This is a genomic window from Ruegeria sp. CRTD044 (genome assembly GCF_059613485.1).
Genome location: NZ_JBXWSP010000011.1, coordinates 12,579 through 27,217, shown reverse-complemented (window position 1 = coordinate 27,217; position 14,639 = coordinate 12,579). Strand labels below are relative to the sequence as shown.

Annotated in this window: 9 protein-coding genes; 1 reads left to right on the top strand and 8 read right to left on the bottom strand. The window is 62.6% G+C overall.

Annotated elements, in window-relative coordinates; all coding sequences use genetic code 11:
- Nucleotides 1-41: 41 nt before the first annotated feature.
- Nucleotides 42-323, bottom strand: coding sequence for an Os1348 family NHLP clan protein (locus tag AC2FNL_RS10205; RefSeq protein ID WP_170341959.1), 282 nt, complete (start codon nt 321-323; stop codon nt 42-44).
- Nucleotides 324-474: 151 nt separating this feature from the next.
- Between AC2FNL_RS10205 and AC2FNL_RS10200 the strand changes: the two genes are divergently transcribed.
- Nucleotides 475-3,351: an ATP-binding protein gene (locus AC2FNL_RS10200; protein ID WP_496833445.1), complete on the top strand. Its 2,877-nt coding sequence runs from the start codon at nt 475-477 to the stop codon at nt 3,349-3,351.
- A gap of 51 nt (nt 3,352-3,402) precedes the next feature.
- Here AC2FNL_RS10200 and AC2FNL_RS10195 read toward each other — a convergent pair whose 3' ends face one another.
- The 7 genes from AC2FNL_RS10195 to nirB form a co-directional block, all read right to left on the bottom strand.
- A complete protein-coding gene (locus tag AC2FNL_RS10195; RefSeq protein ID WP_093963089.1) occupies nt 3,403-4,161 on the bottom strand; it encodes a maleate cis-trans isomerase family protein in 759 nt (252 codons plus the stop codon).
- A complete protein-coding gene (locus AC2FNL_RS10190; RefSeq protein WP_496833444.1) occupies nt 4,158-5,240 on the bottom strand; it encodes a pyridoxal phosphate-dependent aminotransferase in 1,083 nt (360 codons plus the stop codon). The genes AC2FNL_RS10195 and AC2FNL_RS10190 overlap by 4 nt, the downstream gene beginning before the upstream one ends.
- The gene (locus AC2FNL_RS10185) at nt 5,237-6,886 is read right to left on the bottom strand and encodes a hydantoinase B/oxoprolinase family protein (RefSeq protein WP_496833443.1); all 1,650 of its coding nucleotides are present in this window, start codon (nt 6,884-6,886) and stop codon (nt 5,237-5,239) included. Before AC2FNL_RS10185 ends, AC2FNL_RS10190 begins: the two co-directional genes overlap by 4 nt.
- Nucleotides 6,883-8,982 (bottom strand): hydantoinase/oxoprolinase family protein, encoded by a 2,100-nt coding sequence (locus tag AC2FNL_RS10180; RefSeq protein ID WP_496833442.1) that lies wholly within the window; start codon nt 8,980-8,982, stop codon nt 6,883-6,885. The genes AC2FNL_RS10185 and AC2FNL_RS10180 overlap by 4 nt, the downstream gene beginning before the upstream one ends.
- A gap of 227 nt (nt 8,983-9,209) precedes the next feature.
- On the bottom strand, nt 9,210-11,873 hold the full coding sequence (locus AC2FNL_RS10175) for a molybdopterin-dependent oxidoreductase (RefSeq protein ID WP_496833441.1): 2,664 nt from the start codon (nt 11,871-11,873) through the stop codon (nt 9,210-9,212).
- A complete protein-coding gene (nirD, locus tag AC2FNL_RS10170) occupies nt 11,873-12,205 on the bottom strand; it encodes a nitrite reductase small subunit NirD (protein WP_475146074.1) in 333 nt (110 codons plus the stop codon). The genes AC2FNL_RS10175 and nirD overlap by 1 nt, the downstream gene beginning before the upstream one ends.
- Nucleotides 12,202-14,637 (bottom strand): nitrite reductase large subunit NirB, encoded by a 2,436-nt coding sequence (gene nirB, locus AC2FNL_RS10165; protein WP_496833439.1) that lies wholly within the window; start codon nt 14,635-14,637, stop codon nt 12,202-12,204. Before nirB ends, nirD begins: the two co-directional genes overlap by 4 nt.
- Nucleotides 14,638-14,639: the final 2 nt, after the last annotated feature.

Sequence of the window (14,639 nt, the reverse complement as noted above, 5' to 3'; positions counted from 1 at the left end):
TGGTCCTGACTGGAGACGGTCGCGCTTTCGCTCATGCGAAGTTACGCGCAGCGGGGCCGGATCACACCGTCGGACGTATCTTCATAGGCTTTCTTGATGTCTTGCATCGCCGACTTCAGGTCGGATTCACCGGAAAAGACGTTCCCAATCGCGGCCAACAGCTTGCGCGCCTCGCCATCCTGATCGAGCGAGATTCCCAAGCGGTTTACTACGCCTTCGGGGTTGTCGATGAATTCTTTTCGAAAGGCCTCGTCAAGGATGCCGCGGCCAATGATCTGCTGAACATCTTCCAGGGTCAAACCCCGAGTATGGTGGTCACTCATAATTGTTCCTTTCGCAATACAAGGCCAATTGTTAATAGTTTTTTTACTCAATATCAATGCCGTGGATGGTCCGCGCCACCCTTGCGTGGTGTCTGGAAAAAGGCCGGGATCAGCGACATACTGTACTCGGGCAGTCGGGGGGCGCTTGAACATGAGGAAACAGGTCCAGATCGAACCGACCGAGCGCAGAATGTGCACGGTTCTGTTCGCCGACATTGTTCGTTCGACCATGATGATCGGCAGTTTGGATCCCGAAGACGCCGTCAGCCATCTGGGCCCTGCCATCGAACTGATCATGTCGATCTGCGAAAATTTCGGCGCAACGACATTGTTCACCGGCGATGGAGCGCTCGCGGTTTTTGGTTCACCGAACGCGGACGAGGATCACGCGGTCAAGGCAATAGCCAGCGCCCAGCGGATCATCGAACGCATCGGCAAGCTGGACGATCGGCAGTTGGATGTGCGGGTTGGCGTTCATTCCGGCGAATTGCTGGTGGGCCAGTTGCAACACACCCTCGGGGAAGAGCAGGCCTTTCTAGGACCGGTCATGAACATCGCCAGCAAGATCGAGGCCGCAGCCAGAAAGAACGTGGTCACGGTTTCCGGTCAGGTTTTGGAGAATGCCGGCGATCTGTTCGACCATACCCATGTGGGCGATCTCGAGCTGGACGGGGGTGCGGGTCCGATCAAACTGTTCGAAATCACCGGCCGCAAAGAACAGGTGTCGCGCTGGATGGCGCGGGCGCGCCGCGAACGTTCGCCATTTGTCGGACGCGAAAGGGAACTGGCCGAGCTTGTTGCGGCGTGGAACCAGGCGCGCGACGGCAAGGGCAACTCGGTTCTGTTGTTGGGGGCGGCTGGCGTTGGCAAATCTCGGCTGCTGCATGAGTTGGTCGAGAACTGGCCTCTGGGCGCGCACCAGGTTCTGGAGTTCAACTGCTTTTCGCTGGATCAGGAAGCTGCGTATCTGCCGATCACCCGCGTGATCAATGCCCGGTTGGGACTGTCGGACACCAAATCCGATGCAGAACTGGACCAAAAGCTGTCCGACGTTCTGGGCGGGACCAAGTTCCTGGATGCGCATACCCGATCGGCCCTGTATTCGCTGTTCAGCCGTTTCCAAATGGAACCGGCACTGTCGGCTGTAGACCCGTCTCGCCGACGGAGGCAATTGAACCAGATGCTGTCGCGGCTGGTTCTGTCGATGAAGCAGGACAAGCCCCTGCTTCTGTTGTTCGAGGATTTGCATTGGGCGGACCAGGGCACTCTGGACGTCATCGACAACCTGCTGGGTCAGGTGCGGGGAACGAATGTTCTGATCCTCCTGACCTCGCGCAACGCGAACCTGTTCACGAACGACCCGATGGGTTTGCTCAAGGTCGTTCCGGTCGCCCCGCTGGGCGAGGCGGCCTGCAAGGATCTGATCACGCGCTTGCTGGGCCAGAGCGACATCGATGGTCAGCTGGGCTCATACATCGAAGCCATGAGCGGCCGCACACCGCTTTTCGTTGAAGAATTTGCCCACCACATGCGGGACCGCATGTCGCAAGCCGGGTTCAAGGACGGAGCGATGGACAGCCTGGGCGACATCGAGATCCCCGCCCGGGTTCAACCGTTGATCGCATCCCGGATTGATGCACTGCAAAGCGAGGACCGCAAAGCTCTGCAGCTGGTTGCCGTCGGCGGGTTGCAGTGGACGTGGGGTGTTCTGGCCGACACGCTTCAACGGCTGGGCTTCGACGCCAAAACCCAGATTTCGACCTTGGTTGAACGCGGTTTTCTTGAGCTGCCGGAATCTCAGGACGGTCAGCAGCTGCGGTTCAGCCATGCGTTGGTGCAGAAGGTCGGGTATCGCAGTATTCCACGCCAGCGCCGCGCAAGGCTGCACCGTGCGATTTATGAAACTCTGCTGAGCCGCGGAACATCCGACGATCTGGACGTGGCACAGTCCATCGCCCGTCACGCGGACAAGGGCGAGTTATGGCTGGAGGCTGCCGAGGCCTATACGCGGTGCGGCGAGATGTCGATCAAACTGTTTTCATTCGAGGCCGCCGTCTCTTATTTCGAAAACGCCCTGCGGTGCATCGACCAAGTTCAAAAGCGGACCGGCACTCAGGTGGCTGTTGACCTCGGGCTACGCGCCCGGCGCGGTCTGCGCGTTTCGCTGGTGGCCAGCGGGAACTTCAACCGTATCCTGACGATCTCACGCGAGGCGGAAGCCTTGTCCGACGCGTTGGGGGACACATCCGCGCGCGTTGCGTTTCAGGTCGACCAGGCGATCATGCTGACGATCCTGGCGGATGTGCGGCAAGCGATGGAGGTGTCTGAGCGCGCGCTGCGGACCGCAACCGACGCCGAAGATCCGCGACTGCAGGCAAACGCGGCCTTTGCGCTGGCCCAGGCTGCGTGGTTTCACGGTAACTTCGCGGCCGCACGGTCGGCGATTGATCAACATGCGGACCTGTTCCAGACGGTGTTCCGTGTGGCCGAAGCGGGCACCACCGGGTCGATTTCGGTGCTTGGGCTTGCAACCCGTGCCAACGCCAACAGCATGATGCATCGGTTTGACGAAGCGGATGCCGGTATCCGCGAGGTCCTGTCGATCGCCGAAGAAACCGGCAAGGCCTATGACTTGAGTTTTGCGCTGATCGCGCGGGGGATCTGGTGCTGGCAGCGAAACGAACCGGCTGACGCCGCCATTGCGTTGCGTCGCGCCTTGCGCGTGTCGGACGATGCTGGAATCGATGTTCTGTGCTGTTTCGCAGCGGCTCCCCTCGCTCGGGTGCAGTCGGTTCTGGGTGAACTTCCGGATGCCCGGCTGGTCCTGAACCGAGGTCTCGAACTGGCGCGGGACATGGAGATGGAGGCCTTCGTCGCCTGGCTGCTGTCGGCCGAAGTGCAGGTTCTGGCGCAGGAAGGCAGAACGAAGGAGGCCAAGGAACTGCAATCCGATTTGAACGACCTGTGTGACCGCAACGGGTATTTCCAGCACGAGCAATCCAAGGCATTGAGGGCGTTTGAGACTTGAACACCCCGAAAAGTCTCGGCTGAAACGACTGCGCATTCTGGCGCTACGACTTCAGCGTTGCAGGTTCAGCATCAGCCGGCCAAATCCGGCCGGCGGCGTGGTGATCCCGGCCATTTCCATTGCCTGAAATGCCATCGCCTGATTTGAAGTGACAACGGGCTTGCCAACAGTTTTTTCAAGCCGGTCGATGATTTCCACGCTGCGCATGTCCGTACAGGACAAAACCAACACCTCGGCCTCGGGGCAGTCTGCAGCCAAACCCAGGTCAAACACTGCCTGTGGGGTCAGAGCACCTTGGCCGTAATTGTCCAGCTGGCCTGCTACTTCGGACCGCGACACGGTTGAAATGCCAGTCTCGGCCAGGAACCGGATTGCCAAGTCATTGATGTCTGCGACATAGGGAGAGGCAAAGCCGATCCGTGTCACCCCCAGCGTACGCATCGCATGCACCAGGGCGCCCGCGGCCGTAACGGTCTGCGCCCCGCTGCTCGTCCTGATACGGTCGGCAAGTTCGCGATCGAAGGCCGGGCCATGGGTCAGCGTTGCCGAGGTACACCCATAAAGAATGACATCCGGCCGGACACCGAGCAAAAGCCTGAGCGGCTCATCCAGATCGGCGGCGCCTAGACCGTGCATTTGGGCGGCATCGGGTATTTCTTCCTGATCATAGCCGCCCATCCGGGCAAAGTGCAGTGAAACGCCCTCGGGCCGCAGCATCGTCATGTCGGGTTCGAGATTGGTGTTCGTGAACGGCACGAGAACGCCGAAACGGGACCGGCCTCTGGATGGGTGGAAATCTGGCTGTGTCATGGCTGAAACTCCTCGGCCCAACGCTCCAGAACCGCGGCCATAAGTTCGAGGTCGGCAGACTGACCGATGGTGGCACGTAGGCAATTGGCAAGTCCCGCGCCGGATTGAGGTCTCAGGAAAATGCCTTTTTCCCGCAGGGCTTTGTCGGCTCTGGTCGCGGTGGATTGGTCCGCAAAGCGGATCAGAAGAAAGTTGGTATGGCTTTTGGGAACGTCGTACCCGGCGGACCGAAGGCGATTGGCAAACCGGTCGCGCAGCTCGGCAGTGAGGGCACATGTCTCGAGCATGTAGTCCTGATCGTTCAGAGCGGCCAAGGCGGCGGCCTGTCCGCACACCGACACATTGTTTGGGTTCATCACCTTGCGTATCTGGACCGCGATCTGCGGTGGGAACAGGCCCCAGCCCACGCGAAATCCGGCCAGCCCGTAGGCCTTGGACAGAGTTCGAAGAACGACCGTGTCCCCCCGCGCGACAAGGTCGAACATCGGCTCGTTCAGATCATCGGCGAACTCGCCATAGGCCTCGTCGATCACAAGCAGGGTGTTTTCACGCAACCCTTCACGAAGCCGCAGCAGATCGCGGCGGGAGATACGGGTGCCTGTCGGGTTGCCGGGATTGGCCACAAATACCAACCTAGTATCCGGCTGCACGGCTGCCAGCAGCGCGTCGAAGGATACGCATCCGTCCACCTCGGCGGCGGTGTCGAAACGGGCGCGGGCCAACTGCGCCACGGTACGAAAAAACGGGTATGCGTTCGCAGGAGCAAGAACGGCGGCGTCTGGCCCGGCAAAGGCCTGCGCCAGACCCGCAATCAACTCCATCGACCCGTTCCCGCACAACAGACCTTGCTCGGGCAGATCATGAAGCTCGGCCAGTCGCGCACACAATGCCGTCCAGTCCGGGTCCGGGTAGAGGTGGCCGTTTGCGGCCGCCTCTGCGACGGCCTGTGCGACCAAGGGACTTGGCGGGCGCAGGCTTTCGTTTTGCGATAGCGAAACAAGGCGCTGTCCTGCCGGCGGATCCAGCTGGGCCAACGCGTAGGGCGACATGGCAGCGACATGGGAAACGGGCCGGATCATGGCTTTATCCCATAGACATGCTGCGCGGCCCGGGCGCTCACAAGCTCGTCCCGCACATCCTGTCGAACGGCCACGGGTGACCTTTCATTGGGTGGCCCAAATCCGCCGCCGCCCGGAGTTTGGAAGATCAGCGTTTCGCCGCCGCCAATCCGCACCTCACCTTTGCCCGGCAAGTCCGCACCGTCGGGGCCGAGACGGATGCGACCGGGCGCGCCCGCCAGTCCGCCGTGCCGTCCCTTGGCTGGGTTTGCGATGCGTTCGACCGAAAGGAACAGCATGAAATCCTCGCTGGTGGAGGAGCGTATTTCGATGTCCTGCCCCAATCCGCCGCGGAGGCGACCGGGGCCACCGCTGTCCTGGCGCAATTCGCGACGTGTGATCAGGACAGGCGCGACAGCCTCGGTTGTCTCGACCTGGCTGCCCCAAACACCCGAGGGGAAGGCCGTCGCCGACAGGCCATCCAGGCTTGGCCTGGCGCCGGTTCCGCCGCTGAACACCAGTTCCAGTGCAAACTGCGTGCCACCGCGGGAAACCGCCTCGGGTGCGTGGCGCAGGGGCAGGTCGTACATGCACGAGGCGCCTTCGGCCGGTACAAGGTCCGGCAGGGCCTGCGACAGGCAGCCATAGACCAGATCCGGGGTCATCTGTCCCAACGTATGGCGCATGGCCACCGGAGCGGGTGGCTGCGCATTCAGAATGCAATCTGCCGGTCCGGTCACGTGGAATGGCGCCAACGAGCCTGCGTTGTTGGGGATGTCTGGGCCAATGATGCAGCGCAGGGCAAATACCGTGTAAGCCGTTGCATAGTTGAGTGGCACGTTGATGCCTTTGCGCGATAGGCCCGATGTGCCGAAAAAGTCCACCAGAACCCGGTCATCCGCGATGGTCAGGGCCGCGCGCAAGTCGATCTCGCACTCATACCCATCGACGGTCAGCACATTGTGCCAAGTACCCTTTGGCAGCGCCGAGATGGCCTCGATCGTGCCACGGCGCGAGGTTTCGATAATGTAATCGGCCAGACTGTCCAAAGTGTCGATGCCAAACTCGGCCATCATGTCGGCCAGACGCGCTGCGCCTGTTTCGCAACAGGCGATCAATGCGTAGATGTCGCCCTCATTGGCGATGGGCTCGCGCGAGTTGGCTTTGACGATATCCATCAGCAGCGCGTTCAACTGACCTTGTTCGACCAGTTTGCACGGCGGTATGCGCAGCCCCTCATCAAAGATATCCGAGCCTTCGGGACCCATACCCAAACCGCCAAGGTCGACCAGATGCGAGGTGCAGGCCGTAAACCCAACCACATTGCCACGATGAAAGACCGGCATCATCAGCAGGAAATCGTTCAAATGGCCGGATGCGATCCAAGGATCGTTGGTCAGAAAGATGTCGCCCGGCTTCATTTCGGAGCGGGAGTATCGCCCGCACAGGGTCTTCACCGCTTCGGCCATCGTATTGATATGACCCGGCGTTCCGGTAACGGCCTGGGCCAGCATACGGCCGCGTACATCAAAAATGCCGGCGGATATGTCGCCGCATTCACGAACGATCGGAGAAAAGGCGGCGCGGATCAGCGCCTGGCCCTGTTCTTCGACCACCGCTAGCAGCCGGTTCCACATGACCTGCAGACGGGTATTCGTCGTGTTCATTCGGCGTCCTCCTGTATCCGGTTGAGCCAGAGATTGCCGCCGCCATCGACGCTGGCCTGAAAATCCGCGCTGACGAATGTGGTGGTTTGAGGCTCGGTAATCAGCGCCGGTCCGCGCAGCCAATCGCCGGGTTCAAGCCCGGATCGATCGTAGATACCGGCGTCGCACCAATGCCCCCTGACATCACACAGAATCCGGCGATGGCCGCACGGGCGCACCATGCGCTGTTGGGCTGCGTCAGGAACCCGGCTGAGGGCAGGGGCTGGCGACGAGATCTCGACAGACCAGTTGAGAATCTCGATCGACATTCCCGGTACCGCGCGGCGGAACAACCGGCTGTACTCGGATTCGAAATCCCGGCGCAGGGTTTCGATGTCTGCAGGCCCCAGTGCCCGATCCGGAAGCGCGATCTCGATCTCGTGGCCTTGGCCGTGGTAACGTATGAAGGCCTGTTTGCGGATCGACAACTCGGCTTCAGGTGCACCGGCACGGACCACGGTCAGCGCCTCGGCTGTCATTTCGTCAAAAAAGGCGTTGAGGCTGTCGAGATCCAGCTGGTCCAGCGTGGCATAGCGCGACCGGACGATTTCGAAGGCGACCGGCGCATACAGAAATCCGACCGCTGACCCCACGCCCGGGTCCTTCGGGATCACGATTTGGTCGACCTGACACCGCCGGGCCACTCGCGTTGCGTGCAATGGCCCATTGCCGCCAAAGGCGATCATCACTCGGGTTGCCAACTCTTTGCCGGACTCGATCGCGTGCATCCGACCTGCGGCGGCCATGCTTTCGTCGACGATTTCGCTGAGACCACGTGCGGCCAGGTCCGGCGCCAGGTCCAGCGCGCTCCCGATTTCAACTGTGATGGCCTGTTCGGCGGCTGCCGTGTCAATCGTCAGTCGGCCTTCGGCAAACCGGCCGGGTTCGATCAGGCCCTGCACCACATCGGCGTCTGTCACGGTCGCCGCCCTGCCGCCATTGCCGAAGGCGGCAGGGCCTGGCTGTGCGCCGGCACTTTCGGGGCCAACCTGCAGGCGACCCAGCCGGTCGACTCTGGCAATCGAGCCGCCGCCTGCGCCGATTTCGATCATCTCGATCACGGGGATGCGCACCGGCATGCCTGAGCCTTTGATGAAGCGTGCGGCCCTTGCGATTTCGAACCTGCGCGCGGTCTGCGGGCGGAAAGCATCAATCAGGCACAGCTTGGCAGTCGTCCCCCCCATGTCAAAGCTGGTTACGGCGCGCGCACCGGTTTCAGCTGCGATCCGTGCGGAAAGGATGGCCCCGCCGGCTGGGCCGGATTCGACCAATCGGATCGGCAAGCGGGCGGCCGTTTCTAGTGTTGTCATGCCACCGCCGGCCGTCATCATGAGAATGGGACAGGTCAGCCCCTCTGCGGCGAAGCGGGACTGGAACTCGGCCAGATACCCGGCCATCTGGGGCTGGATATAGGCGTTGGCGATGGTGGTGCACAGGCGGTCAAATTCGCGCGCCTCGGGGCTGACTTCGTGCGAGAGCGAGATGGTCAGGTCGGGGAGCGCCCTGAGCAACTGGTCCCGTAGAGCCACCTCGTGCCTTGGGTTGGCATAAGAATGCATCAGGCATACCGCTACGGCCTGGGCGTCGCTATCCGCAATCTGGCGCACCAGATCGTCCATTCCGGCGACATCCAGCGGCGTCAGTTCGTCACCACGTGCATCCATTCGCCCGCCGATCGTGAAGGCACGGGCGCGCGGGACCAGCAGGTCGGGCTTGACTAGATTGATGTCATACTGGCTGTAGCGACGTTCATACCCAATCTCGAGTATGTCCCGAAACCCGTCGGTGGTTATTGTCGCAACCGGGGCACCGCGCCTCTCGATCAGGGCATTGGTGGCCAGAGTGGTGCCGTGAATCAACCCGGAAACCTGCGAGAAACTGGCGTTGGCGTTATCCAGAACGCGCGTTGCACCAGTCAAGGCGCCGGCGGTTGGATTGTCCGGTGTCGTCGGAGTTTTCGTCGTTGCGAGAATATTGGATTGCCCGTCCATCAGAACGGTATCGGTAAACGTGCCGCCAATATCGACGGCCAGCCGAAGCCCAGCGTGATTGTGCATAAAACGAAGCCATGGACAGAAGTTTCAGATCATTCCAGGGTGCTGGTTCAGCATCCGGAGACTGCGAAAAAGATCCGCCTCTCGTCAGACGACGAGGTTACAACCGGTTGCCCGGCGGCCTTGGGTGTCTTTGGCGCAGTCAATCACGGCTTGGTCACTCTGATAGTCGATCCGATGGAAAAATGCTGCCCATCGCGGGATCACCTGTCAACAGAAATGCGACCGGGCTAGGCGACGTCTCCCTGCAATTGTCGGCTTGGGTTGTCGGCGGCATCCGGGGCATGCCGGTCGATCAGGGCACCCAATTCAGGCCGGCAAGACCCGCAATTTCTTCCGGCGTTCAACGCCGCGCCGATAGCGTCGACACTCATCGCTTGCCCGCACGAGATCGCGTCGACGATCGTCTTCAACCCGACGCCAAAACAGGCGCAGATGATCGGTCCGGTGTCCTTGGCATCTGCGGGCCCGCGGCCGGTCAGAACCTGTGCGGGTGGTATGTCCGGCATCGTCGCAAGATAGTCCCGCATCAAGGGCAGGGGGCGCGGCGAAACGAACAGTGCCGCTTGCAGGCATCCGTCCTGCGACAACGCAATGCGGAAAGACCCTCGGGCCGGATCACCTGCCGTGACCGCGTCCGTATCGGCCAGCGCAAACCATTCGCGGGCGGTTTGTTCCCAATCCTGTATCCGGGCATGATCAGCCAGCTCTGTCCTGTAACCGTTGTCCGTTCGGACCGTCGCGCGGTAGGCGACCGAGGGGGTCAGCAGGGGTCTCCTGGAGACGGCGAAGGCGTACCACGCCGCCTGCATGACCGAGATCGAAACGGGTGTGGCCTTGCTTTCAGGTTGTCCGGAAATCGGATCAGTGGTGCCGGGAACCAGCATGTCCACCCGGCCCGAAGGGGCCGTTTCCGCAGTCCAATGGATGGGAGCAAAGACGTGACCGATGCGAACATCTTGGGTGATGCGCGCGCGAAAAATACCACGCCCAATGCGGCTGGTGACCTCGACAAGATCTGCGCTGGATATCCCCTCGCGGGCGGCGTCCTGGGGATGAATGTCCACAAACGGCTCGGCCAGATGTGCGGACAGGCGGGCTGAAAGACCGGTCCGGGTCATGGTGTGCCATTGATCCCGTGTGCGTCCGGTGTTCATCACAAAGGGATATTGCTGTCCGGGCAGGGCTGCCGGACGCCGATGGCCAACGGGAACGATCCGGGCCTTCCTGTCGGAGTGAAAGAAGTGTCCGTCACCGAAAAACCTCCCACCTGCACGCTTGCGACCCAATGGCCAGCGGGTGGGTTCCAATTCGGCATAGCCCGCCTCGTCAATGTCGGAGAAGCCCGAAATGTCGAGGTCTTTCCCGAACCGCGCGGCGATTTGGGACATGGCGGCGTATTCCCGGAATATCTCGGCCGGTGAAGCGTAGTCGAACGCGGTTTTCCATCCCATGCGGCGGCCAACTTCGGCCAGAATGTCCCAATCCGGGCGCGCTTGGCCGGGCGGCTGCAGAACGGCGCGTTGCCGGCTGATGGTTCGGTCCGAATTCGTGACCGTTCCGTTCTTTTCGGCCCACCCGGCGGCAGGCAGCACAACGTCGGCCAGACGCGCCGTATCGGTGTGCAACGTCAGATCACTGACGACCGTGAACGGGCAGGCGGCGATTGCGCGGGTGACCCTGCCAGCTTCGGGCATGGTTACCGCCGGGTTGGTGTGGATGATCCAAAGGGCCTTGATCTGCCCATCTTCGACCGCGCGTAACATGTCCACGGCCTTCAACCCCGAAGACTGCGGTATCGCAGGGGATTGCCAATACGCCTGAACCGCGGCGCGATGATCGGCGTTTTCGATGTCCAGATGGCAGGCCAGCGTGTTGGCCAGACCACCCACTTCGCGCCCACCCATCGCGTTGGGTTGGCCGGTGACCGAGAACGGGCCCATTCCCGGCCGCCCGATCCGACCGGTGGCCAGATGGCAGTTCAAGATGGCGTTTACCTTGTCGGTCCCGCTGGAAGATTGGTTCACTCCCTGGCTGAAGATCGTCACGACGCGCGGGGTATTGATCCATAGATCGAAAAAGGCGGCGAGTTTTTCGGCGGGCAGGCCGGTTTCCGAGATCTGGTCGTTTCCGGCCGTTTCCAGAGCGGCTTCCAGACCCGAGGTTTGCTTCACGAAGTCCGGGTCCACGGCCCCGCGCCGATGAATCTCGGTCAGTAGCCCGTTGAACAGCGCCACGTCGCTGCCCGGGTTCAGCGCCAGATGCAGATCGGCCTGATCGCAGCTGGCGGTGCGGCGCGGGTCGATCACCACGATCCGGGTGCCGCGCGCCTGCCGTGCCGCCAGAACGCGCTGATACAGAACCGGGTGGCACCACGCCAGGTTCGACCCGACCAGCACCACCAGATCGGCCTGATCCAGATCCTCGTAGGTACCGGGCACGGTGTCGGTGCCAAAGGCCCGCTTGTGCCCGGCCACGGTCGAGGCCATGCACAGCCGGGAATTGGTGTCGATATTGGCCGATCCGATGAAGCCCTTCATCAGCTTGTTGGCCACGTAGTAATCCTCGGTCAGCAACTGCCCCGAGACATAAAAGGCCACGCTGTCGGGACCATGTGCTGCGATCGTTTCGCGGAACCGGTCGGCCACCAGTTGCAGCGCGTCGTCCCAGCCCACGTTCCGGCCAAAGGCGCGCGGGGCCAGCAGGCGGTGGTCCAGCCCGACCGTTTCACCCAGCGCGGTGCCCTTGGAACACAACCGTCCGAAATTCGCCGGGTGGTCCGGGTCGCCCCGCACGGTCAGACCGCCGGCCCCGTCCGGGCGCAGCAGCACGCCGCAGCCCACGCCGCAATAGGCACAGGTGGATCGGACCTCGGGCAGGTTCGAGCCGTCCATCAGGCGGCGCTCCGCTCGGTGATGGCGCGGGCGTCCAGCAGGATGCGCCCGCCCTCCAGCCGAACCGGATAGGTGGTGATCCGTCCTTCGTCCGCGCCTTGGGCCTCGCCCGTATTCAGGTCGAACACCCAGTTGTGCAGCGGACAGGTCACCGACTGGCCATGCACGATGCCTTCGGACAAGGGGCCGCCCTTGTGGGGGCAGGCATTGCTGGCCGCAAACAGTTCTGCCTCGGCCGTGCGGAAGATGGCGATGCAGCCAAGTCGGGTTTTCACCAGACGCGCGCCCCGCAGCGGCACGTCGTCGATATGTCCGATGTCGATCCAGCTCATTCCGCGGCCTCCAGGGTGAAATCTGCAATTGGGGCATAGCTCGGCGCCTTGTCGCGCACATGCTCGGCCCAGGGGTCTTTGCGATAGATGCTCTGCGACAATTCGAACCGCTCGACCAATGCCCGACGGTTTTCGAGGTCGTCGATCACATTGGCCCTGACCCAGTCCATGCCGACCTTGGCCAGCCATTTGTACAACCGGTCCAGATACTTACCGCCCTCGCGATAGGCCTGGGTGACGGCCATCACAACCTCGATCGCCTCGTCCTCGGTCAGGACCTGGCACAGCAGCTCGGTTTCCTTGACGTCCATCCCGGCCGCCCCGCCGATACCGATCTGATAGCCCGAGTCCACACAGACCACACCGATATCCTTGCAGGTCGCCTCGGCGCAGTTTCGCGGACAACCCGAGACCGCCAGCTTGAGCTTGTGCGGTGTCCACGACCCCCACAGGATCTGTTCCAGCTTGATGCCAAGGCCGGTGCTGTCCTGGGTTCCGAACCGGCAGTGATCGGTGCCGACACAGGTTTTGACCGTGCGCAGGCCCTTGGAATAAGCGTGCCCCGAGACCAGGCCGGCCTTGTTCAGATCGGCCCAGATCGCGGGCAGGTCCTCGCCCTTGACGCCCAGCAGGTCGATGCGCTGACCGCCGGTGACCTTGACGGTCGGCACGTCGTATTTCTCGGCCGCGTCGGCGATGGCGCGCAGCTCGGCCGGGTTGGTGATGCCGCCCCACATGCGGGGCACGACGCTGAAGGTGCCGTCCTTCTGGATGTTGGCGTGTTTGCGTTCGTTGACGAACCGGCTTTGCGGGTCGTCCTGGTATTCCAGCGGCCAGTCGGCCAGCAGGTAATAGTTGATCGCCGGCCGGCAGACATGGCAGCCATTGGGCGTTTTCCAGCCCAGCTCCTGCCAGACGGCGGCCTGGCTTTTCAACTCTTGCGCCTTGATCAGGCGGCGCACGTCCTCATGGGTCAGGTCGGTGCACCCGCAGATCGGTTGCGCCGCCGGCATCTGGAACTCATCGCCGAGCGTGACCTGCAAGACCTGTTCGACCAGACCCGTGCACGTCCCGCAGGATGCGCTGGCCTTGGTGCCGGCGCGCACGGCGGCCAGATCGGTGGCCCCGGCGGCGATCGCCTCGACGATGGTACCCTTGCATACGCCGTTGCAGCCGCAGATCTCCGCCTCAGGCGGCAATGCTGCAACGGCTGACAGAGGGTCCGCGGTGTCGCCCCCCTGATAGGCCGGGCCGAAGATCAACGTGTCGCGCATCTCGTCGATGTCGGTACCGTCCTTGATCAGGCCGAAGAACCAGCTGCCATCGGCGGTGTCGCCATACATGACCGCGCCAATCAGGCGGTCATCTTCGATGACCAGCCGCTTGTAGACCCCGCGCGCCGGGTCGCGGAACACGATGTCCTCGCGCCCCTCGCCCTCGGCGAAGTCTCCGGCGCTGAACAGGTCGCAGCCGGTGACCTTCAGCTTGGTGGCCAGTTCCTTGACCACGAAGGCATCCGGCTGGCCCAGCAGGGTATTGGCCGCGACCTTGGCCTGATCGTAAAGCGGCGCGACCAGACCGAACAGGTGGCCGTCGAATTCGACGCATTCGCCCACGGCCAGCACATCCGGGTCCGAGCTCTGCATCTGCGCGTTCACCTCGATCCCGCGGGCCACGTCCAGCCCGGCATCGGTGGCCAGCCGGGTTTCGGGGCGGATGCCGACGGCCATCACCACCAGATCGGCGGGCAGCGTTTCGCCGCTTTCCAGCAGCACCGCCTCGGCGCGCCCCTCGCCCAGAATGGCCTTGGTCGAGGCCTGGGTCCGCACGGTGATCCCGCGTCGTTCCAGATCCTTGCGCAGCAGGTATCCGGCGGCCTCGTCCAGCTGCCGTTCCATCAGGTGGCCCATCAGGTGCACCACGGTGACGGTCATGCCGCGCTCGGCCAGCCCCGCCGCGGCCTCGAGCCCCAGCAGCCCGCCGCCGATCACCACCGCGTTGCCACCCTTGGCGGCCGCGTCGATCATCGCGTTGGTGTCGTCCAGATCGCGATAGGTGATGACGCCGGGCAGGTCCTTTCCCGGAACCGGGATGATGAACGGCGCCGAGCCGGTGGCGATCAGCAGCTTGTCATAGGGCACATGGCCGTTTTCGCCCTCGACCACCTTCATCTCGCGGTCGATCTTCACCACATGCTCGCCAAAGCGGCAGGCGATGCCCCGCTGCGCGTACCAGTCGCCGGCATGGGTGACGATGTCCTCATAGGCCTTATCGCCCGAAAGAACCGGGCTGAGCATGATGCGGTTGTAGTTTCCGCGCGGTTCGGCGTTGAAGAGGGTGATGTCGAATGCATCCGGCGCGGTCTCGGTCAGATGTTCAAGCACGCGGCCCGACGCCATCCCGGCACCGATCACGACAAGTTTCTGTTTCATGG

Coding starts and splice junctions, on each gene's coding strand:
- AC2FNL_RS10205 (WP_170341959.1), bottom strand. CDS start 323: ATGAGTGACCACCATACTCGGGGTTTGACCCTGGAAGATGTTCAGCAG.
- AC2FNL_RS10200 (WP_496833445.1), top strand. CDS start 475: ATGAGGAAACAGGTCCAGATCGAACCGACCGAGCGCAGAATGTGCACG.
- AC2FNL_RS10195 (WP_093963089.1), bottom strand. CDS start 4,161: ATGACACAGCCAGATTTCCACCCATCCAGAGGCCGGTCCCGTTTCGGC.
- AC2FNL_RS10190 (WP_496833444.1), bottom strand. CDS start 5,240: ATGATCCGGCCCGTTTCCCATGTCGCTGCCATGTCGCCCTACGCGTTG.
- AC2FNL_RS10185 (WP_496833443.1), bottom strand. CDS start 6,886: ATGAACACGACGAATACCCGTCTGCAGGTCATGTGGAACCGGCTGCTA.
- AC2FNL_RS10180 (WP_496833442.1), bottom strand. CDS start 8,982: ATGCACAATCACGCTGGGCTTCGGCTGGCCGTCGATATTGGCGGCACG.
- AC2FNL_RS10175 (WP_496833441.1), bottom strand. CDS start 11,873: ATGGACGGCTCGAACCTGCCCGAGGTCCGATCCACCTGTGCCTATTGC.
- nirD (WP_475146074.1), bottom strand. CDS start 12,205: ATGAGCTGGATCGACATCGGACATATCGACGACGTGCCGCTGCGGGGC.
- nirB (WP_496833439.1), bottom strand. CDS start 14,637: ATGAAACAGAAACTTGTCGTGATCGGTGCCGGGATGGCGTCGGGCCGC.